Origin of the sequence: Bacillus cereus, from assembly GCF_002561295.1 — a bacterium.
GTDB classification, from domain to species: Bacteria; Bacillota; Bacilli; order Bacillales; family Bacillaceae_G; genus Bacillus_A; species Bacillus_A cereus_S.
Genome location: NZ_NTUG01000030.1, coordinates 78,237 through 99,142, shown reverse-complemented (window position 1 = coordinate 99,142; position 20,906 = coordinate 78,237). Strand labels below are relative to the sequence as shown.

Genomic DNA, 20,906 nt, shown 5'->3' with positions numbered 1-20,906 from the left:
CGAATCTTTCACATAAACGTAATTTTAACACCGAAAGAAAGTGCTTTGCAACAAAGTTTCCTCACTTACAATATGCAAAGCCTAAAACTTAAGACCTTATTAAGAATGTCTTAACACAAATAACCATTTTTTTCTTATTCGTGAAAAAAGCCAAAGCCAAGGCACGCTTGACTTTGACTTTTTGTCATCTTACTTATTATATTTTACTGTATTACTTGTCTTCTTTTACTTCTTCAAACTCAGCGTCAACTACATTGTCTTTTTTCGCGCCAGCGTCTTGTGCTCCTTGTGCACCTTCCGCTTGCCCTGCAGCCGCTTGAGCTTGCTCATATAGTTTAACAGTTAATTGTTGTACGATTTCTTGAAGAGCATCTTTTTTCGCACGGATTTCATCAAGTTCATTTTTCTCGATTGCCGCTTGTAATGCTTCTTTCGCTTCTGTTGCTTTCGCTACTTCAGCCGCATCTACTTTACCTTCTAAATCTTTTACAACTTTGTCTGTTTGGAATACAAGTTGGTCAGCTTCGTTACGAAGTTCAACTTCTTCCTTACGTTTTTGGTCAGCATCAGCATTTGCTTCTGCTTCTTGTACCATACGATTTACTTCTTCATCAGAAAGACCTGAAGAAGATTGGATTGTAATAGCTTGCTCTTTGCTTGTTCCTAAGTCTTTCGCACGTACGTTAACAATACCGTTCGCATCGATATCGAATGTTACTTCGATTTGCGGAATACCGCGTGGTGCTGGCGGAAGGTCTGTTAATTGGAAACGACCTAATGTTTTGTTATCAGCTGACATTGGACGCTCACCTTGTAATACGTGAATGTCTACTGCAGGCTGGTTATCAGCAGCTGTTGAGAATACTTGTGATTTACTTGTTGGAATTGTAGTGTTACGCTCGATTAACTTTGTGAATACGCCACCCATAGTTTCAATACCTAAAGAAAGTGGAGTTACATCTAATAATAGAACGCCTTCTACATCACCAGTAAGTACGCCCCCTTGAACTGCAGCACCTAATGCTACAACTTCATCAGGGTTTACACCTTTATATGGCTCTTTACCAGTTTCACGTTTAATTGCTTCTTGTACAGCAGGGATACGAGTAGAACCACCAACAAGGATAACTTTATCTAATTCGCTTGGAGCAAAACCAGCGTCTTTTAATGCACGACGAGTTGGCTCTAATGTTCTTTCAACAAGATTAGCTGAAAGCTCTTCGAATTTCGCTCTTGTTAAGTTTAATTCTAAGTGTAATGGACCCGCAGCTCCAGCACTAATGAACGGTAATGAAATTTGTGTTTGCGTTACACCCGAAAGATCTTTTTTCGCTTTTTCAGCTGCATCTTTCAGACGTTGAAGTGCCATTTTATCTTGACTTAAGTCAATGTTGTTTTCTTTTTTGAATTCAGCTACTAAATGATCGATGATAACTTGGTCAAAGTCATCTCCACCAAGACGGTTGTCACCAGCAGTTGAAATAACTTCAAATGTTCCGTCTGCTAACTCAAGGATAGATACGTCAAATGTACCGCCACCTAAGTCGTATACTAGAATTTTTTGTTCTTCATCTTGTTTTTCTAAACCGTAAGCAAGTGCTGCTGCCGTTGGTTCGTTAATAATACGTTCTACTTCTAAACCAGCAATGCGACCAGCGTCTTTTGTTGCTTGGCGCTCTGCATCGTTGAAGTATGCTGGAACTGTAATAACAGCTTTCGTTACTGTTTCACCTAAATACGCTTCAGCAGAAGCTTTTAAGTTTTGTAAAATGATTGCAGAAATCTCTTGAGGCGTGTAATCTTTACCCTCAACTTCTACTTTGTAGTCTGTACCCATATGGCGTTTAACAGACATAATTGTATTTGGGTTTGTAATTGCTTGACGTTTTGCAACTTCCCCTACTTGACGCTCTTCATTTTTGAAAGCTACAACAGAAGGTGTTGTACGGTTTCCTTCTGGATTTGGGATAACCTTTGGTTCTCCACCTTCCATAACAGCTACACAAGAGTTTGTTGTACCTAAGTCAATACCGATAATTTTACTCATGGCGAATCCTCCTACTTTTATGTAAATTATTGATTTACTTTTACCATTGATGGGCGAATCACACGGTCTTTTAGTTTATAACCTTTTTGGAATTCTTCCACAACCGTATTTGATTCAAACTCACTGTCTTCTACTTGCATAACAGCTTGGTGTTCATGAGGATCAAACTGTTTACCAACAGCTTCAATCGCTTCAACACCTTCTTTTGTCATTGCTTCTAACAATTGACGATACACCATTTCCATACCTTGTAATAAGGACTTCATTTGCTCGTCAGTTGCTTCCACTTGCATCGCTCTTTCAAAGTTATCAAGAGCTGGCAAAATATCTGAAACAAGACTTTGTGCTCTATATTTTTCAGCAGCCTGTTTATCCATTTGAACACGGCGCTTATGATTTTCAAAATCAGCTTGTAGACGCAATGTACGACCTTCCGCTTCCGTCAGTTTCGCTTGCAATTCATCTACCTTTTCTTGTAAAAGAGCCGCTTCACTTTTTTCTTCTACTACAGTTTCTTCATTATTTTCTACTGTAATAGACTCCTCAGTTTGCGTTTCTTTCGCTTCTTCAACTACTTGTTCGTTACGCTCTTCCACAACTTTCACCTCCTTAAAAGGAACTAGAGCTCACGCTAGGCATGAGCATCCAAGCATAAATTTTATGTTACACACCAGCAATGATCCTATTCATTACTCGAGCGAATTTATTATTTTGATTTATGCACTCCGTTTAAACCATCTGTAAATTGTCTTGTAAACAATTGTAACAAACTAATTACACGAGAATATTGCATTCTCGTTGGGCCTAGGATTGCAATTGTTCCAAGCTGTTCTTCCCCAATAGAATACGTTGCAGAAATTAAACTACAATCTTCCATAGCAGTCGAAGAATTTTCTCGACCGATTTTCACTTGAATACCGACTTGTTTATGACGCAAAATATCATAAAACGCGGCTTCATTATCAATCATCGTCAGCAAGGAACGTACCTTTTGAATATCATGAAACTCCGGCTGCGAAAGCATATTAGCTTTCCCGCCAAAGTATATCTTTTCTGATAAAGGCACTTGAAATGTACCATCTAATATTTTTATTGCGCTATCATAATTATGGACATATCCACGGAGAACTGTCACAATCTCTTTTAAAATTTTATTGTGTAATTCTGCCATCGGTACACCAGATAGCTTTTCATTTAAAATATTAACCATCTTTTCTAAATCTGATAAATCAACAGATTCCGGAACGGTAATCGTTTTGCTTTGTACATGCCCTGTATCCGTTACAATAATCGCGACTGCTGTTTGGTGATCCAGCGGAACAATTTGTACATTTTTAAGTTTATTTGCACTCATTTTCGGCCCAAGAACTATAGCCGTATAATTTGTGAGTTCTGATAAAATTTGAGCTGATTGCTGGGCAACCTTTTCCGCTTCAAAAATTCTTTCAGCAAATAAATCTTTAATCTGCACAATCTCCTCATTTGGCAAGTTCTGTGGCGCTAAAAGATGATCCACATAAAATCGATACCCTTTTTCTGATGGAACCCGTCCAGAAGAACTGTGCGTTTTTTCAATAAATCCTAATTCTTCTAAATCTGCCATTTCATTTCGAATGGTAGCTGAACTAAATGTAATTTCATCCTTTTTAGCCAATGTTCTTGATCCAACAGGCTGCGCTGACCCAATAAAGTCATCAATAATTGTTTGTAAAATTAAGAGCTGACGTTCCGTAAGCATCTCATCATCACCTCTGTTAGCACTCTTTATCTCCGAGTGCTAAATCTATTACTAACTTACCAAAATTGACATTGAATTGTCAACGGAAACGTCACGAAATAGAGAAACTTTTTCACACTCACTAGACATTGCATTAATCAATTAAAAATGATTGAAATACTTCATTCCCTAATAACTTACCTTGTCTCGTCAAACAAACATAATCATCTTTGTTCTGAAGCAATCCATGTTCTTTCCCCTGTAACAACTGCTTCGCAAAGATTTCATCCATTTCTACACCAAACTTCTTCTGAAACCCTAGTTTGGACACACCCTTTGTTTTCCGAAGTCCTAAAAATAGTTCTTCTTCCATTCTTTCCTTGCTCGTCACTTCATGAACATCTAGATAAGGGAACCCCGTCTCATCAATTTTAGAAAAATATTGTTTCAATGGACCAACATTTTGGATTCGCTCTCCATTTACATAACTGTGAGCACCAGCTCCAAAACCATAATACTGTTCATTATTCCAGTATGTGAGATTATGTCTACTTTCATAGCCTTCTTTTGAGAAGTTACTAATTTCATACTGATGGTAACCATGTTTCTCCATCTCATCCATTACCATTTCATACATCTTCGCCTCATGGTCTTCACCAGGAAGCCTTAATTTCCCTTTATTCATTAAATTGTAAAAGACAGTTTTCGGTTCAACAATTAAAGAATACGCAGAGAAATGTTGAACACCGAGTGTGAAGGCGATATCTAATGTCTCTTTCACATCTTCAATTGTTTGTCCTGGTAATGCATAAATTAAATCAACATTAATATTCTTAAAACCAACTTCTTGCGCTTCACGAATTGCTACAAACGCATCTTCTCTCGTATGTTTACGTCCAATCTTCTCTAACAGTTCATCTCGAAACGTTTGCACGCCAAAACTAATTCGGTTCACACCGCCCTCTAATAGAACGTTCAATTTTTCTTTCGGTAAATCTCCCGGATTCGCTTCAAACGTTAATTCACAATTTGGAGCGAACGGGCGTAAACGGCGATTAATAATATCAAGAAGTTTTTTCGTCTGCTCCATATTTAATGCCGTCGGTGTCCCGCCCCCAACAAAAATTGTTTTCATATTTTCAAACGGTACCTTTTGCACCGTATTTATTATTTCTTTTTCTAAATACTCCAAATATTGAACAACAGGCTGGCGTTCAATAAATACTTTATTAAAATCACAATAGTGACAAATATGTTGACAAAATGGAATATGAATATATGCTGCTTGTACCAAAATATACTCCTACCTTTCTAAAAAGAAAACCTCCGCACTTCGGAGGCTTCTTTACTTCTGTAACGTGTTACGAATTTGTTCCATTCGCATTTTTCCCCAATCATACATCATTTCAACGATTGGTAAAAGCGTCATACCAAGTTCTGTCATAAAGTACTCTACACGAGGAGGTACTTCTGGATATACTGTCCGGCCAATGATTCCATCTTCAGCTAATTCTTTCAGTTGATTCGATAAAACTTTATGAGAAATATTAGGGAACAATCGTTGTAATTCGCTAAAACGGTGCGGTCCTTCAACCCCTAAATGCCATAAAATCACAACTTTCCACTTCCCACTGATAATCGAAAGTGTCAGTTCCTTTTCACAATTAAAATCTCCATTTTGTATTTTTTCTTGAATATCTTTTCTAATATTTTCAGACATCAATAGTCTCCTAACTTTGTATCCATGGTTACTGTTGTTCCTTACAATAAAAAGCATCCTCCTCATTGTAAAGGAGAGATGCAAAGATGTCTAAAAAAGTACTCCTACGTACAAAAAGAAGCCGCACAAACGGCTTCTTTTTTATTAGTTATCATCCATTTTTAATACAGCCATGAATGCTTCTTGTGGTACTTCTACAGAACCAACAGACTTCATACGTTTTTTACCTTCTTTTTGTTTATCAAGAAGTTTACGTTTACGCGAAATGTCACCACCGTAACATTTTGCAAGTACGTTTTTACGCATTGCTTTAATTGTAGAACGCGCTACAACTTTATTTCCAATTGTCGCCTGAATTGGCACTTCGAATTGTTGTCTTGGAATTAATTCTTTTAATTTTTCTACAATTACTTTACCACGATCATAAGCTGAATCACGATGTACAATGAATGATAAAGCATCGACTTGTTCATTATTTAATAAAATATCCATCTTCACAAGTCTAGACGGTTTGTAACCGATTAGCTCGTAATCAAATGACGCATACCCTTTCGTATTAGACTTCAATTGATCAAAGAAGTCGTATACGATTTCAGAAAGCGGGATCTCATATGTTAACGTAACACGTGTTTCATCTAAGTATTGCATATCAAGGAATGTACCACGTTTCCCTTGGCAAATTTCCATTACAGCCCCAACGTAATCATTCGGAACCATAATTGTTGCTTTTACAAACGGTTCCTCCACGCGATCGATTGTTTGAGGGTCTGGCATGTTAGATGGATTATCTACAATCATATCTTCTCCATTCGTTAAATACACTTTGTAAATAACGCTTGGCGCTGTTGTAATTAGGTCAATCTTGAATTCTCGTTCAATACGTTCTTGAATAATTTCCATGTGAAGTAAACCTAAGAATCCACAGCGGAAACCGAATCCTAATGCTTGTGATGTTTCTGGCTCAAATTCAAGAGCAGAATCATTCAATTCAAGTTTTTCTAATGCATCACGTAAATCGTTATAACGTGCGGAATCGATTGGATATAAACCACAGAATACCATTGGATTTAATTTACGATAACCTGGTAATGGCTCTGCCGCTGGACGTTTCGCATGTGTGATTGTATCACCAACTCGCGTGTCTCCTACATTTTTAATAGATGCTGCCAAGAATCCTACATCACCTACCGTTAACTCTTCACGTTGCGTTGTTTTCGGTGTGAATACACCTACTTCTGTTACCTCAAATTCTTTACCAGTTGCCATCATGCGTACTTTATCGCCAACTTTTACTGTCCCGTTTACAACACGGATATATGCGATTACTCCGCGGTATGGGTCATATAAAGAGTCAAAAATCATACATTGAAGTGGCCCTTCTGGGTCACCTTCTGGAGCTGGTACTTTTTCAACGATTTGTTCTAAAATGTCTTCAATACCGATGCCAGCTTTGGCAGAAGCAAGTACAGCTTCTGATGCATCTAAACCAATTACATCTTCTACTTCTTGACGAACGCGCTCTGGATCAGCACTTGGCAAATCGATTTTATTAATAACCGGTAAAATCTCTAAATTATTATCAAGCGCTAAATATACGTTCGCTAACGTTTGCGCTTCAATACCTTGCGCTGCATCAACAACAAGAATTGCACCTTCACAAGCCGCTAAACTACGAGATACTTCGTACGTAAAGTCGACATGTCCTGGTGTATCGATTAAGTGAAGCGTATATTCTTCTCCATTTTTTGCTGTGTACTTTAATTGAACTGCATTTAATTTAATTGTAATGCCACGCTCACGCTCTAAATCCATAGAGTCAAGTAATTGAGCTTTCATTTCCCGTTGTGTTAAAGCGTTTGTTTTCTCCAAAATACGGTCTGCTAACGTTGACTTTCCGTGGTCAATGTGAGCAATGATGGAGAAATTACGAATGTTAGACTGCCTTTTTGCTCTTTCTTCTTTATTCATCTATGTTCTCAACTCCTAATAGTCTCGCCAATATACACTAGCACTGATTATATCAATAGAGCAGCAAAGATTCAATGAAAACTCGCGCTGCTTATAAGACAAATCTTCCTCTCTTTATCTTATGCGAGCAAAGCTTGAGAGACAAACCTTTTTGCAACAAAAAAATGGTTGCCTTACAAAATAATAAGACAACCCCCTTTTTTATTTTCCCAATTGGTTAAAAATATCTTTTATTTTTCCAATTACTATATCTGTAGTAAACTTAGCGAAATTTCGAGTGAATGCTGTAATTCCAATCCCCATTCCCTCTACAACATTAAAACTTCTAAGACTTTCTAACTGTTTTTGTTTTTCATACGCCGAAAATATATCCCCTAAAACTTCTAGGTCAACATTTTTGCTCCCCGTCCCTGTCATCTGAGCAATTTGTTCATATGTTGGCTGTCGATAGCCTTTCATGCTTTTTAAACCATGATTAACGATTCCAAATCCGATTAACAGAAAAAAAAGAAACAGAACAACACAGCTTATACATTGAAGCGTAAACCGACTCACCTTAGTCCGTCCCTTCTCATCAATGTGTATATGCACCTGTATTATCTTGATCAATTTGATGATGAAGCGCTGCATTTAAGCCGCTTGCTATTACATTAGCCATGTCTTCAATAAATGCATCGACTTCTTTCGGCGTTACCATTAAATTATGACCAAGAGGGGCTAACACTTCATATATTAATTTTCGCTTTTCTTCATCTGCTAATGTACCTACTGCCCCTAAGAACATATTGCGGCTTTTTTCATCCGGCATATCTTCCTCTGTTAATTTTTTCTTTTCTCCAAATGTAAAACCAGCTGGCAATAAAGAGCGAGACGGTTTATCGCCTTCTCTCATTTCACGCCCAAAATGCTTTAAAATAAAATCAATTGTATCACTCGTAATCGAAACAGCATCTACAACCGTCGGAACTCCTATTGCAATCACAGGTATTCCGAGCGTTTCTTTGCTCAATTCTTTCCGTTTATTTCCTACACCTGATCCAGGATGAATTCCCGTATCTGAAATCTGTATTGTACTATTTACTCGTTCAATAGATCTAGCAGCAAGTGCATCAATCGCAATTACAAAGTCAGGTTTTGTCTTTTCAATGATGCCATAAATGACATCGCTCGTTTCGATCCCTGTAATCCCCATTACCCCTGGACGAATTGCACTAACAGGACGATATCCATCTTCTACACTTTCAGGCTGTAATTTAAAGAGATGACGCGTCACAAGCACATTTTCTACAACAATTGGACCAAGCGCATCTGGTGTGACATTCCAATTCCCTAATCCGACGATTAAACAGCTTGCCTCTTTAGATATTCCAATTTCTTCTAATAAATAAGAGAATTCTTTTGCAAAAATACGCTCTACTTTTTGTTGCAATTCTGTATCTTGCTGACGAATCCCTTGTACTTCAAGCGTTAAATAATTCCCAGGTTTTTTACCCATTGATTCAGAAGCAATTTCATCGATTATCACTTTCGTAATCGTAATCCCTTCTTCTTCACGCTCTTTTACAACAACACCTTGAATTCCTGTCTGTTCTTTTTGACGTTCTTGTAACATTTGATGTGCTTCTACTGCAAGGTCTGTTCTAACACTATATTTACTTAAATCTAATGGTTCTTTCATCCTATCTCCTCCGCAATTCATAGTAAATATAGTTAGATTCCCCAAAATTATATAGGGTCATTCTTTCCTTTACATGAAATTTCATCGATCTCGCTATTGCAATTCTCTTCTCCGTTTGATAGAATATCACTTGTTCTATGTAAGTATCGAGTCACTCGATCGCACCAGGGAGGTGAAAAGTATGGCAAACATCAAATCTGCTATCAAACGCGCTAAACTTAGCGAAGAGCGTCGTGCACATAACGCTTCTATCAAGTCTGACATGCGTACAGCTGTTAAAACTGTAGAAGCTTTAGTTACTAATAACGATCTTGAAAATGCTAAAGAAGCTTTCAAAACTGCTTCTAAAAAACTTGACAAAGCAGCTCGTAAAGGTCTTATCCACCAAAACGCTGCAGCTCGTCAAAAGTCTCGCTTAGCTAAACAAGTAAACGCGTAAGACGTTTAAAAACGATCCTTTTGGGTCGTTTTTTTATATACGAAAAAAGTTCATGCAGTAAACGGCATGAACTTTTTATTTTATTCAGCTATGACATTTTCAGCTAAAAACGTTCCTCAGTCCAGCTCTCCAATGCCCTGTAATTCTAAACAATTTACCTCTACTTTTATTGTACCCACCTTAACTAGCAGTAAAACCCCTAACCTCAAAATTCAGTAACCAAAAAGAAGTTAGATAGAGGCAATCGCCTATAAAATCCCGATTGGTTCAGCAAATAATCAGCGGGGATACCCCTCACTGATTAAAGTTTCACTTTATCAAATATGGTTTAAACGCATTAAGAAAAACTCTAAGACGAGTTTTTTATCCATTTTCCCCGTTTTCATACTGTAGTCCGCTTCAGCTAACTCTAAAATAACTTTTTTCAATTCTTCAAATGAGAAAAACTTCGTTTGATTCATCGCCAATTTTACCCTATATGGATGGACACCAATATGCGAAGCGATTTGATTTTGCCCATACCCCCGTTGTTGCAGTTCTTTTACTTGGTTGAGCAGGCGGAATTGACTCACTAATAATGCTAATAATTTTATCGGCTCCTCTTGCTGCGTAAATAATCCATCTAAAATTTGCATAGCGCCAGCAATATCTTTTTTCACTACTTTTTCTGTTAATGCAAACACATTTTGTTCAACAGATTTGGGTACAAGTTCCGCCACAAGCTTCGTTGTAACTTCTCCCCCCATTCCAACATAAAGGGTTAACTTATCCATTTCTTTCGCTAACATCGTTACATTGCTTCCTACAAGCTCTAACAATAGGTTAATAGCCATTTCCTCAATATGTACATGCACTTCTTCTGCGCGGGCCACAACCCATTTACGAACGTCCTGCACTTGCATTTCATTCGCTTCTACCACATCTGCTGTCTTCTTTAATAACTTTGTGATTTTTTTCCTCTCATCTAGTTTTTCATAAGGGGCTACAAATACAACAATTGTAAACGGAGAAGGCTCTGCAATGTACTCCTCTAAAATCTTTATATTTTGTTCTAATTTTTCTTTTTGTGATGTCAAAAACAACGGAGATTTAATTAATAAAATTTTACGTTCCCCAAAGAATGGAAGCGTTCGTGCATCTTCTATTACCTCTTCCAAATACGCTTCTTCTAAGTCATACGTTACAACGTTAAACTCACGATCTTCCTCAGCTAACGCTTCCGTTGTAATAAGCTTTATCGTTTCATTTATAAAGTAAGCTTCCGTTCCATATATTAAATAAAGCGGTGCAAACTGTTTCTTTTTAATTTTCTTATGTATATCACTCATACTTTTTCCTACTCCCTAACTTGGCAATATATCTCTATACTAATGTGCTACCTTTCGTTTTACAAGTACAAAGGAACAGGCTTAAACAACCCGTCCCTTTATCTATATAAAACGCCACGCAATAAGCCCCGGGATTCTTATCGGTGTGCGGTAACCACCTTGCCGTTATTATTTACAACGACTGGATAAGTATAATTGTTAACTGTTAACATGCTTGGAAATCAATTTTTTATCTTCTACTCACATAAGATTTAGCCCCTACTTATACACATATCTCCTTTATTTATCTTCATATGGAAATTGTAGATTTTTTTCTGACAATATCTTATACTAAAATGGAATGTTGGGGAGGGATTCTAAATGAATGAATTTGAACAAAACGTTCAAAGTAAACGCAATGACGCTATTGACTCAGGGGTAGGTTTTATCGTCTCATTTGGTTTTTTCGCAACGCTTTTTATTATTGCAACAATTATTAAATTTATCGGTTCCTAAAGGTCGCTGCTCGCGGCCTTTCTTTTTTATTTTACTGTGCTTCATCATATGTGAGTTTACTTCGAAATGTTCCCTTTTCACCTTCAAAATCGTAGAAAATAGCACCTTGCTTGTCAGTTCGCCATATTTCAATTTCAAGTTCCAACAAACGTTCTAACACTCCCTGATGTGGATGCCCATATCGATTACGCTCTCCAGCTGAAATAATGGCCTTTTGAGGCTGAATAAGGTGTAAGAAGGCAGATGAAGACGACGTCTTACTACCATGATGTCCAACTTTCAAAATATCTGCTCGTAACTCTGGGTACTGCTTTATGATTCGCTGTTCACCTTTTTCTTCTAAATCCCCAGTAAACAGCCAAGTCAAACCGCCTAGCTTGGCCCATAATACGATAGATGAATCGTTATCGTTCCCCTCCTCTCCCCTTGGTGATAGCACCTCAAACACCGCTTCGTTTATTCTCCATCTAACCCCTTCTTCCACAAAATTTACCTTTATATTTTTTTGTTTTGCAATTTGTCTCAATTCTTTTTCAAGTACAGTATCTTCTCGTTTCTTTCCAAATACAATCTCCTCTATCACAATGGCGGATAGCAATTCTTTTGCCGCTCCCATATGATCTGTATCACCATGCGTCACAATCAACTTATCAATTTTTCGAATACCTTCTTTTTGTAAAAACGGTAGGAGAATATCGTGTCCAACAGAAAATTCATGTTTTTTCTTCTGCCATGCTTCCTTTTTTATAGGAATTGTTCCCCCAGTATCAATGAGATAAATCCCTTTGTCATACGGAAGGCGAATCAAAATTGCATCCCCTTGTCCAACATCAATAAAAGTCACACTTCCACTCGCACGAAAATAAGGTGAAACATAATGACCAATACATATAAAGAGAAAAAATCCGACAGCTATGGACAACATACATTTTTTGGCTGTTCTTTCCCACGCCACAAATATACCAGTAATACTAAAGCTATATAAGACAACGAGGAATAGAGATGCTTGTCCAAAAATAAGGCGAATAAACGGTAGATTTTCACAATACTGAAGGATCTCATTAGAAAATATTAAACATACTGATAATCCATGCGCCAACCATGTCGATACAAAGGGGACAAATAACGCACAAAGAAAAATAACAATACTACAGGGAAGCACAATACAAGATAGAAACGGAACATAGATAAGATTGAGGAAAATGCTATAAGGAGAAAAGTACCCAAAATGATAGAACAGAATTGGTGTACTAGCAAGTTGCGAAATAATAGAAAGATAGATTGTATTTCGAATGATACCATTGTCATGATGCAAAAGGCGCTTGGACGATAACAAAAGCGCAAAACTACCAATAAAGGAAAATTGAAATCCAATATCAAAGACCATATAAGGATCATATATAAGCATCAGTATAGCCGTCGTACTAAGCGCATCTAAACTCGAAATACGAATAGTATGCATAAGTGCTAGCAATAACATAACACCTGTTACAGAAGCTCTTATGACGGATGGAGACGCTCCTGCTAAAAACATATAAAGCGGAATACAAACGACAAGAAAGATTGTCGTCATTTCCCTTGTCAGTCCGATTCTAAGTAAAAGAAAATAACAAATTGCCATTAATAATACAATGTGAGATCCAGAAATCGCCAATAGGTGAATGAGACCAAATTGTTGGTATTGTTCTTCTACTTCAAATGTCATCAGTTGCCGATCGCCAAACAATAATGCGTTCATAAAGGCTCCAGATTGTTCAGGAAACATCTCTGCAACTTTCGAAACCGCATTTTGGCGCAATAAAAAGACCCACTGTATGAACGTTAAAGAATGCTGCGTACAATTTGAAAGCTCTGTCGCTTCAAATATAAAATGAATCCTTTGTTTATGTAAATAGTCACGATAGTCAAAACCATGAAAATTCCGTGCTTCTGGCGGCACTTTCATTTCCCCTTGAAACGCACAAGTCATACCAATATGTAATTTTCGCAACTGTTCTTTTTGCTCCACCGTTTGAATTTTATACACGAATTGCAACATATCCTCATCATTGATTTTTATTTGAAAGGAGAGCCGATCACCATTTATAAGAGGAGTTGTTTGAATCACACCTTCTGTCACTTCAAAGTTTAATTCTTCAGGAGGTTGATTTTCCCATTCAACATATGAGGTATAAAAGTAACTACCAACGCATATTGCCATACAAAAAAAGAGGACTTGACGCGAAGTACGATATATACAAAATAAAATATAACAACCAAACGCACTAGCAGACCACAACTGAAACGAGGAACAGGCGATTGCAATCCCCATAACAAACGAGATTGCAATATAGCCCCATTGTCCACGCAACTTATACTCACCCCTTGTAGCGGATGTTCAAAAAATCCGGAGATAACTGTCACATGTCTTCGTTACGTCGCCAGTCCGGTACTTATGTAGTTCCATCTACACCCTGTATCCTCCTAGCTTCCGTGCCTTGAACTGCTCGGCTCTCTTCACCCTTCTTTTCGAACAAACACTTATAGCATTTCTTTTGCTTTAGCGAATACTTGTTGTAATTCATTCATTGTTAAATCGTCTTTTTCTAAAGATGAAAACAGTTCTTTTAATTGCAAATTACGCTCCTGTTGCTCTAACGATGTAATATCATATTCAAGCGGAACGTGTTTCACTGTTACATTTGCCTGTTCAAATAATTCCACAGCGTACGGATGATTTTTATAATCTCGGGCATAATAAACAGCTGTAATACCACTTTGAATAATAGCTTTACAACATTGCAGACAAGGAAAATGCGTAACATAAATTTCTGCATCTTCTGTTTTCACACCAAATTTTGCACATTGCAACAAGGCATTCATTTCAGCATGAATTGTACGAACACAATGATTATCAATGACGTAACAACCATCGTCTATACAATGAACACCTCCTTTAATCGAACCGTTATAACCACCAGCGATAATTCGCTTATCACGAACAATTGTCGCTCCTACCGCAAGCCTTGTGCATGTACTGCGCAGTGATAATAGATGGCTTTGTGTCATAAAATATTGATCCCAAGAAATTCGTTCCATATCTTCACCTACTTTTTCATCTACTTGTAGTGTAGCGAAAGAAGAAAAAGTTCGTCAATCCTTACTGAATAATTATTTTATCTTTTATTTTTTCAAGAGATTTCTCTCCGATACCATCCACCTCCAATAAATCTTCCATTTTTCGAAATGGTCCATGTTCTTCTCGATATTTCATAATATTTTCTGCTTTTCGAGGCCCAATTCCCGTTATTTTTTCAAGTTGCTCTTTTGAGGCAGCATTAATTTGAATTTTCCCTTCTTGCTCTGAAGATGGATTAGTTCCCTGGACTTGCTCTCCTTTTTTCGGAACATAAAGAAGCATTTGATCTTGCATGATTTGTGCTAAATTCACTTTTGTACGATCCGCTTCAGGCAAAAAACCTCCCGCTTTTTCAATCCCCTCTTTCACACGCGCGCCCATTCCCAGCTCATATACGCCTTCACGATGTACGGCTCCTTTTACATCAATTACTATTGTTTTCTTTTGTTCTTTTGACTCTATCGCTTTCAATGTACTTTTGTTCTCTTCACTCTTCGCATTCTGATTCACTTTCACGGTCGGTTGCTCGGCTTGCTGCTTTGTCTGCCACATAAAGAGGATAAATACAACCCCAATAGCTCCTAATAAAGCAAACCACTTCTTTTGAAAATTCTGCATGATTTTAATACCTCCAATTCATAAATTCACAACATAGTTCATATTGTTTAGGAGAAAGATGTTACGAAGGAGGGATGAAACATTGAACATAGGAATTATAGGGACAGGAAACATGGGGAAAATACTAATCGATGCATTTTTAGAAACCCGTGCTGTCAAACCTTCGTGCCTTACTATTGTGAATCGTACGCCTGCCAAAGCATATCATATAAAAGAGAAGTATCCTTCTGTTCATATAGCAAAAACTGTGCAAGAGGTAATCGGGCGCTCTCAACTTATTTTTATTTGCGTTAAACCTCTAGATATATATCCGATTTTGACAAAACATGCTGCTCACTTTACTGATGAGAAATGTTTAATTTCTATTACAAGCCCCATATCTGCAAATCAATTAGAGAAGATAGTCTCTTGCAATGTCGCACGTATTATTCCAAGCATCACAAACCGAGCATTCTCTGGCGCCTCACTATTTACATTCGGAAAAAACTGTTCGAAAGAATGGAAGCAAAAATTATTTCGTTTATTTAAAAATATTTCTACACCTATTGTAATTGGAGAAGATATTACTAGAGTCTCATCTGATATCGCAAGCTGCGGGCCTGCATTCTTCAGCTATTTACTACAACGTTTCATTGATGCTGCTGTTGACGAAACAAGTATTACTCATGAAGAAGCAACTACTTTGGCAAGTGAAATGATTATCGGGATGGGGAAATTACTAGAAAAAGAAATTTTCACATTACCAACTCTGCAAGAGAAAGTATGCGTAAAAGGCGGCGTTACAGGAGAAGGCATTCGGATTTTAGAAGATCACGTTGGGGATATGTTCCATAGATTATTCGAGCGCACACATGAAAAATATGATGAAGACTTAGAAGGCGTGGAGCAACAATTTAATAAACACACTTAACCAATACGCCACAATGCAATAAACTCCTCCTAAAACTCTTTATTTTTTTCTCGCCCTATTTTTCATCAAACTTTATTTTTATATTTTATAGGCATTACTTTTCTACTTTTCTATAAAGAAAATATCATATTCTAAACAAAACAAAAGCAACCTAATCGGTTGCTTTTGTTTTTATCCATTCTTTTTCGCCATAAAAAAGACACGTTCCGTTTGTTCCGTTACTTCCATTCGCTCAAAATCACCAGTAACACGAAGGACTGTAAAACCAGCTTCTCCAAGCCATTTCGTTAATAGTTCAACTGAATAGGCACGTTGCATATGACATTCATCAAAGCGATGGTATACGCCCTCCTCTGGATCCTGTACAAAGAAGGATAAGTCGTGTTCTACACTATCTGATTCTTCGCCAGGGAAACAGTTCCAAATAAGAGCTATTTCTTCCCCATTCACTGTGTACGTTTCATTTTGAAATACATGATGAATTTTATATAAAGTGTGCACATCAAATAAGAACAGACCACCTTGACGTAAGTGGTGAAATACTCGTCTGAACGTCTCTTGTATACCTTCTTCTTGCAATACGTAATTTAATGAATCACAAAAGATTGTTACACAATCAAATTCACCTGGAACATCCAATTCTCTCATATCTTGTTGGTAAAAAGGGACAAAATATCCTTCTCCCCCAAGTTTTTGTTGGGCAACTGTTAGCATTTCCTCTGAAAGATCGACACCAATCATGTCATAACCTTTTTTCAAAAGTGGAAGGGTTACATTCCCAGTCCCGCATGCTACATCTAGAATTTTCGCCTCTTTCATACCTGCCTGCTGTAGGCTTTCCTCTGTGAACTCAACCCATTTATCATACGGGACATCATTCATGAGTTCATCATACAACAATGCAAATTGCTCATATCTCATTGGCTTAACTCTTCTGTAATATCTTCACGTGGTACATCGCCCCATAGACGCTCTAAATTATAATGATCACGCTCATCTTTATGGAATACATGCGCAACTACATCCCCAAGATCCACTAGCACCCAACGCGCTTCATCGAAGCCTTCCATACGTTGTACGTCGATTTGGAACTCATGTGCTTTCGCTTTTATTTCACGTGCAATGGCTTGCACTTGTTTATCTGAATTTCCGTGACAAATAATAAAATAATCTGCAATTGGTGAAATACCTTGCATATTTAATACAACCATATCTTCTGCTCTTTTATCATCAGCTGCTTTTGCTGCTAACACTAATAACTCTTTATCGTTCATTCCGTAATTTCCTCCTTGATAACTGCGTTGTATGTTTGAAATGTTAACGGATAGATCGTTTGATCTTTTTCCATTAAAAATTGAATTGTGCGCTTTAATGCAAATAATAAAGCTTTATTTATATCTTCTCCTGCTAACTTCCGCGCTTCTTCCACACCAGGGAATTTACGGCCAGGTTCAATATAATCCGCCACATAAATAACCTTATCAAGCATTGTCATCTTTTCATGACCACTTGTATGATATGTAATAGCTTGCAAAATTTCTGGGTCCGTAATGCCGACTTCTTTTTCTACTAAGTATGCCCCAACTGGTGCATGCCATAACTCTTTGTTGTAGTGAAGTAAATCTTTCGGCAACTCTTCCCGCTTAATAATGTCTTCCATTTCTTGAATCGGTCTACATTTTGCATAATCATGGAATATAGCAGCTGTTTCTGCCTTTTTTTCATCCACACCATATAGCTTAGCCAGTTCGATTGCCGTTTCCATCACACCAATTGTATGTATATAACGCTTTTCATGCATTTGTTGTTTTACAATCTCAAGTGCTTTCTCACGATTCATACAGCCCATTCCTCTCGATATATACCTGTACTTGTTCTGGAAGCAAATATTTGCACGTTTTCTTCTCCTTATACCTCTTTCGCACTAAGGAGGAAGAAACAGCAAATTCCGGAATTTCTACTGTAACGATGTCATAAGGCGTACGTAATGTATACCCTGGCCTTGCAACCCCAACAAAAGTTACAAGTTGAAGTAATTTTTCAATGTTATACCATTTCGGTAAGTACTCCACCATATCTCCGCCAATAATAAAATGAAACTGCGCGTCCGGATGCTTCTTTGTTAATTGTAACATAGTGTCATATGTATAGGATGGACCTTCTCTTCTTAGCTCTTCTAAACAAACCGAGAAATACTCCTCTTTCCCAATTGCTAACTCTAGCATGTTTAATCGATTTTCCACACTTGTAATATTACGATCCTGTTTATGAGGTGGAATTTGATTCGGCAAAAACCATACTTCATCAAGCGCGAGTGCATCATACACCTCATTTGCAATTAACAAATGTCCATAATGAGGCGGATCAAACGTACCGCCAATGATTCCGATCTTTTTCAAACAAAACACCCTCCTCTAGTTCATAAGCAGTAATCTTTCCAAAACAACCTGAGGAAAGATTACTGCCCAATTCATGCGGAATAAAGTGAAACTTTAATNNGGCAGTTGATCCCACACCTACCTTCCTCGTTTCTCTCTAAATCTTGAGGTAGGGGTCTTACTGCCCGCAAATAGCGGGGTAAATTATGGAAACGACCTACATCACCCTAATTACTATTGTGGCAGTTTGATTTGTTTGTTTTCTCTTGATTCTTTATATAAAACAATTGTGCTTCCAATAACTTGAACAATTTCAGCTCTCGCACCTTTAGCTAGTTCTTCTGCAACTTCACGGCGATCAAATTCACAATTTTGTAGTACGCTCACTTTAAATAACTCACGAGCTTCTAACGCATCTGCAATTTGTTTTACCATATTTTCATTTACGCCGCCTTTTCCAACTTGAAAAATTGGTGTTAAATGATGTGCTTTTGCACGTAAAAATCTTTTTTGTTTTCCTGTTAACATATAGTTAGCCTCCAAGCTTTCTCATTACTAATTGTTTCATTCTTTCGATATTTGGCATACGTCCTGTCCACATTTCAAATGCAAGCGCTCCTTGGTAAACGAACATATCAATCCCATTTTGTACAATTGCTCCTTGCGCTTTCGCATCCTGCAAAAGCTTCGTCTCAAATGGGTTATAAATAATATCCGAAACAATCGTTCCTTGTTTCAAGGATTGAATTTGCAGTGGTGTACTTTGGACATGTGGATACATACCTATTGTTGTCGTATGAATGATAATATCATAATTCTTTTGTTTTTCTGTTGCTTGCTCTAGCGAAAGAGCATGTGATGTAATCTTCCCTTGACATCCAGCGATTAGTTGATTTGCCTTTTCCACTGTTCGATTGGCAATATCAATTTCTTTTACCCCTGCGTCTGCAAGCGAAAAATAGATAGCGCGACACGCCCCGCCGGCACCAAGTAATAAAATACGCTTTTGATCCAGCGGGTCTTTACTAATCGATTGCAAAGAACGAACATAACCAATTCCGTCAGTATTATAACCAATTAGTTTTTCGTCTCTCTGAACGACTGTATTCACAGCACCAATTTGTTTTGCTAATGGATCTATTTCATCCAAATATTTCATAATTGAAACCTTGTGGGGAGTCGTGACATTAAACCCCGATACTCCTAATGCCTTTAACCCTTTCACCGCTTCCCCTAGCGCCATTTCTTCTACAAGGAATGCATGATAATGAGCGTCTATACTACAGTTCTCAAATGCATCGTTATGCATAAGCGGCGACAACGAATGTCCTATTGGATTTCCGATTACACCATATAATTGTTTCATAAATCCCTCTCCATATTAAATTAAAGATTTACGTAATGAAACACTAACTCCTTTTGGTACATGGGCCACAATCTTTGCCCCAGATTCATTTACAGTAACCCATCCTAAACCAGAGAATACAACATCTGTTTTTGGCTCACGAATATTAAATTCGTATTTCACAAGCCCAGGCATATTTTCTATTTCTTCCGGAGTTGGTGGATTTAATAATTCCCCTGCATGTTTTTCATACAATTCGTCTGCTTTTTCAAGCTTTGTACGATGAATTGGTAGACGATTTGAGAAATGGCAAGTGAACGCACGACGACCACCGCTAATATAATCAAAACGTGCTAATCCGCCGAAGAATAATGTTTGTTCTTCATTTAATTGAAATACCATTGGCTTAATTTCTTTTGTCGGTGTAATCAGCTTTAAGCTTTGTTTTCCCACGTAATGCGCCATTTGATGGTGATTAATAATACCTGGTGTGTCATATAAAGATGATTTTTCATCTAATGGAATATCAATTAAATCAAGCGTTGTCCCTGGGAAATGAGATGTTGTAATCACATTTTCAGTTTCTTCACTAAATTCTTTAATCATGCGATTAATAAATGTAGATTTACCAACATTCGTACACCCAACAACATATACATCTTTACCATCGCGATACTGTTCAATCGCCTCAGCAAGTTCACGGATTCCTTGTCCTTTTGCTGCACTAATTAAAAAGATACCTTCCGGTTTTAATCCAAGTTGCTTTGCGCTATAACGCATCCAATGTTTTACTTTATCATGCTTTACTGACTTTGGAATTAAATCCGATTTATTTCCAACAAGCAATACTTTGTTATTCCCTACAAAACGATGCAAACCTGGTAACCAGCTACCATTGAAATCAAAAATATCTACAATTTTGACCACAAGTGCATCCGATTGTCCAATTCCATTTAAAATACGGAGGAAATCATCGTCTGTTAAAGACACATCTTGAATTTCATTATAATTCTTTAAACGAAAACAACGTTGACAAATTACTTGTTCTTTCTCTAAAGATGAAACTGGTGCATACCCAACCTCATTTTTATTTTCTGTTTGAATTTCTACACCGCAACCAATACATTTAATTGTTTCAGTCAAAC

22 protein-coding genes are annotated in these 20,906 nt (G+C 37.4%); 3 read left to right on the top strand and 19 right to left on the bottom strand.

The features are described 5' to 3' along the window. Positions 1 to 211: 211 nt before the first annotated feature. From dnaK to gpr, 8 genes are all read right to left on the bottom strand, one after another. Positions 212 to 2,047 (bottom strand): chaperone protein DnaK, encoded by a 1,836-nt coding sequence (gene dnaK, locus CN373_RS16985; RefSeq protein ID WP_000034696.1) that lies wholly within the window; start codon positions 2,045 to 2,047, stop codon positions 212 to 214. A 26-nt stretch (positions 2,048 to 2,073) separates the two neighbouring features. Next, a complete protein-coding gene (gene grpE / locus CN373_RS16980; protein WP_000392704.1) occupies positions 2,074 to 2,643 on the bottom strand; it encodes a nucleotide exchange factor GrpE in 570 nt (189 codons plus the stop codon). 110 nt (positions 2,644 to 2,753) lie between these two features. Further along, positions 2,754 to 3,785 carry a heat-inducible transcriptional repressor HrcA gene (hrcA, locus tag CN373_RS16975; protein WP_098359771.1) on the bottom strand — a complete coding sequence of 344 codons (1,032 nt, stop codon included), beginning with the start codon at positions 3,783 to 3,785 and terminating at the stop codon, positions 2,754 to 2,756. A gap of 133 nt (positions 3,786 to 3,918) precedes the next feature. Further along, positions 3,919 to 5,058 (bottom strand): radical SAM family heme chaperone HemW, encoded by a 1,140-nt coding sequence (gene hemW / locus CN373_RS16970; protein WP_000249452.1) that lies wholly within the window; start codon positions 5,056 to 5,058, stop codon positions 3,919 to 3,921. A gap of 51 nt (positions 5,059 to 5,109) precedes the next feature. Further along, positions 5,110 to 5,484, bottom strand: coding sequence for a winged helix-turn-helix transcriptional regulator (locus CN373_RS16965; protein WP_001293544.1), 375 nt, complete (start codon positions 5,482 to 5,484; stop codon positions 5,110 to 5,112). A 144-nt stretch (positions 5,485 to 5,628) separates the two neighbouring features. Next, entirely contained in the window at positions 5,629 to 7,452 is a 1,824-nt protein-coding gene (gene lepA, locus CN373_RS16960) for an elongation factor 4 (protein ID WP_098359770.1), read from the bottom strand. A 201-nt stretch (positions 7,453 to 7,653) separates the two neighbouring features. Then, entirely contained in the window at positions 7,654 to 8,007 is a 354-nt protein-coding gene (locus CN373_RS16955; RefSeq protein WP_000086100.1) for a DUF3679 domain-containing protein, read from the bottom strand. Positions 8,008 to 8,026: 19 nt separating this feature from the next. Beyond that, positions 8,027 to 9,130 carry a GPR endopeptidase gene (gpr, locus tag CN373_RS16950; protein WP_000662640.1) on the bottom strand — a complete coding sequence of 368 codons (1,104 nt, stop codon included), beginning with the start codon at positions 9,128 to 9,130 and terminating at the stop codon, positions 8,027 to 8,029. 181 nt (positions 9,131 to 9,311) lie between these two features. Between gpr and rpsT the strand changes: the two genes are divergently transcribed. Continuing rightward, positions 9,312 to 9,569 carry a 30S ribosomal protein S20 gene (rpsT, locus tag CN373_RS16945; RefSeq protein ID WP_001274013.1) on the top strand — a complete coding sequence of 86 codons (258 nt, stop codon included), beginning with the start codon at positions 9,312 to 9,314 and terminating at the stop codon, positions 9,567 to 9,569. A 317-nt stretch (positions 9,570 to 9,886) separates the two neighbouring features. Here rpsT and holA read toward each other — a convergent pair whose 3' ends face one another. Continuing rightward, complete coding sequence (gene holA, locus CN373_RS16940) at positions 9,887 to 10,897, bottom strand: DNA polymerase III subunit delta (protein ID WP_098359769.1); 1,011 nt, start codon at positions 10,895 to 10,897, stop codon at positions 9,887 to 9,889. A gap of 360 nt (positions 10,898 to 11,257) precedes the next feature. Here holA and CN373_RS16935 point away from each other — a divergent pair, with 360 nt between their 5' ends. After that, positions 11,258 to 11,392, top strand: a complete 135-nt coding sequence (locus CN373_RS16935) for a YqzM family protein (protein WP_001001652.1) — start codon at positions 11,258 to 11,260, stop codon at positions 11,390 to 11,392. A 31-nt stretch (positions 11,393 to 11,423) separates the two neighbouring features. Here the strand turns inward: CN373_RS16935 and CN373_RS16930 are convergent, their stop codons facing one another. The 3 genes from CN373_RS16930 to CN373_RS16920 form a co-directional block, all read right to left on the bottom strand. Further along, a complete protein-coding gene (locus CN373_RS16930; protein WP_098359768.1) occupies positions 11,424 to 13,742 on the bottom strand; it encodes a DNA internalization-related competence protein ComEC/Rec2 in 2,319 nt (772 codons plus the stop codon). Between the two features lie 170 nt (positions 13,743 to 13,912). Beyond that, complete coding sequence (locus tag CN373_RS16925; protein WP_098359767.1) at positions 13,913 to 14,470, bottom strand: ComE operon protein 2; 558 nt, start codon at positions 14,468 to 14,470, stop codon at positions 13,913 to 13,915. Positions 14,471 to 14,531: 61 nt separating this feature from the next. Next, positions 14,532 to 15,131: a helix-hairpin-helix domain-containing protein gene (locus CN373_RS16920; protein ID WP_033664261.1), complete on the bottom strand. Its 600-nt coding sequence runs from the start codon at positions 15,129 to 15,131 to the stop codon at positions 14,532 to 14,534. Between the two features lie 79 nt (positions 15,132 to 15,210). Between CN373_RS16920 and comER the strand changes: the two genes are divergently transcribed. Then, positions 15,211 to 16,038: a late competence protein ComER gene (gene comER / locus CN373_RS16915; RefSeq protein WP_001020535.1), complete on the top strand. Its 828-nt coding sequence runs from the start codon at positions 15,211 to 15,213 to the stop codon at positions 16,036 to 16,038. 171 nt (positions 16,039 to 16,209) lie between these two features. Here comER and CN373_RS16910 read toward each other — a convergent pair whose 3' ends face one another. From CN373_RS16910 to yqeH, 7 genes are all read right to left on the bottom strand, one after another. Next, entirely contained in the window at positions 16,210 to 16,959 is a 750-nt protein-coding gene (locus tag CN373_RS16910; RefSeq protein ID WP_098359766.1) for a class I SAM-dependent DNA methyltransferase, read from the bottom strand. After that, positions 16,956 to 17,312, bottom strand: coding sequence for a ribosome silencing factor (gene rsfS, locus CN373_RS16905; RefSeq protein WP_000998192.1), 357 nt, complete (start codon positions 17,310 to 17,312; stop codon positions 16,956 to 16,958). Before rsfS ends, CN373_RS16910 begins: the two co-directional genes overlap by 4 nt. Next, on the bottom strand, positions 17,309 to 17,878 hold the full coding sequence (gene yqeK, locus CN373_RS16900; RefSeq protein ID WP_001078360.1) for a bis(5'-nucleosyl)-tetraphosphatase (symmetrical) YqeK: 570 nt from the start codon (positions 17,876 to 17,878) through the stop codon (positions 17,309 to 17,311). Before yqeK ends, rsfS begins: the two co-directional genes overlap by 4 nt. Next, positions 17,868 to 18,437 (bottom strand): nicotinate-nucleotide adenylyltransferase, encoded by a 570-nt coding sequence (locus CN373_RS16895; protein WP_000719445.1) that lies wholly within the window; start codon positions 18,435 to 18,437, stop codon positions 17,868 to 17,870. Before CN373_RS16895 ends, yqeK begins: the two co-directional genes overlap by 11 nt. Positions 18,438 to 18,650: 213 nt before the next feature. Beyond that, positions 18,651 to 18,944, bottom strand: coding sequence for a ribosome assembly RNA-binding protein YhbY (gene yhbY, locus CN373_RS16890; RefSeq protein WP_000955222.1), 294 nt, complete (start codon positions 18,942 to 18,944; stop codon positions 18,651 to 18,653). A gap of 4 nt (positions 18,945 to 18,948) precedes the next feature. Further along, on the bottom strand, positions 18,949 to 19,782 hold the full coding sequence (aroE, locus tag CN373_RS16885; RefSeq protein ID WP_098359765.1) for a shikimate dehydrogenase: 834 nt from the start codon (positions 19,780 to 19,782) through the stop codon (positions 18,949 to 18,951). A gap of 15 nt (positions 19,783 to 19,797) precedes the next feature. Next, on the bottom strand, positions 19,798 to 20,904 hold the full coding sequence (gene yqeH, locus CN373_RS16880; RefSeq protein ID WP_000140808.1) for a ribosome biogenesis GTPase YqeH: 1,107 nt from the start codon (positions 20,902 to 20,904) through the stop codon (positions 19,798 to 19,800). Positions 20,905 to 20,906 lie beyond the last annotated feature (2 nt).

Bases quoted from the DNA above. Each gene is read 5' to 3' on its own strand.
- yqeK (WP_001078360.1), bottom strand. From the start codon at position 17,878: ATGAATCGTGAGAAAGCACTTGAGATTGTAAAACAACAAATGCATGAA.
- rpsT (WP_001274013.1), top strand. From the start codon at position 9,312: ATGGCAAACATCAAATCTGCTATCAAACGCGCTAAACTTAGCGAAGAG.
- holA (WP_098359769.1), bottom strand. From the start codon at position 10,897: ATGAGTGATATACATAAGAAAATTAAAAAGAAACAGTTTGCACCGCTT.
- CN373_RS16925 (WP_098359767.1), bottom strand. From the start codon at position 14,470: ATGGAACGAATTTCTTGGGATCAATATTTTATGACACAAAGCCATCTA.
- dnaK (WP_000034696.1), bottom strand. From the start codon at position 2,047: ATGAGTAAAATTATCGGTATTGACTTAGGTACAACAAACTCTTGTGTA.
- CN373_RS16965 (WP_001293544.1), bottom strand. From the start codon at position 5,484: ATGTCTGAAAATATTAGAAAAGATATTCAAGAAAAAATACAAAATGGA.
- rsfS (WP_000998192.1), bottom strand. From the start codon at position 17,312: ATGAACGATAAAGAGTTATTAGTGTTAGCAGCAAAAGCAGCTGATGAT.
- CN373_RS16910 (WP_098359766.1), bottom strand. From the start codon at position 16,959: ATGAGATATGAGCAATTTGCATTGTTGTATGATGAACTCATGAATGAT.
- gpr (WP_000662640.1), bottom strand. From the start codon at position 9,130: ATGAAAGAACCATTAGATTTAAGTAAATATAGTGTTAGAACAGACCTT.
- CN373_RS16935 (WP_001001652.1), top strand. From the start codon at position 11,258: ATGAATGAATTTGAACAAAACGTTCAAAGTAAACGCAATGACGCTATT.
- yhbY (WP_000955222.1), bottom strand. From the start codon at position 18,944: ATGTTAACAGGAAAACAAAAAAGATTTTTACGTGCAAAAGCACATCAT.
- hrcA (WP_098359771.1), bottom strand. From the start codon at position 3,785: ATGCTTACGGAACGTCAGCTCTTAATTTTACAAACAATTATTGATGAC.
- lepA (WP_098359770.1), bottom strand. From the start codon at position 7,452: ATGAATAAAGAAGAAAGAGCAAAAAGGCAGTCTAACATTCGTAATTTC.
- aroE (WP_098359765.1), bottom strand. From the start codon at position 19,782: ATGAAACAATTATATGGTGTAATCGGAAATCCAATAGGACATTCGTTG.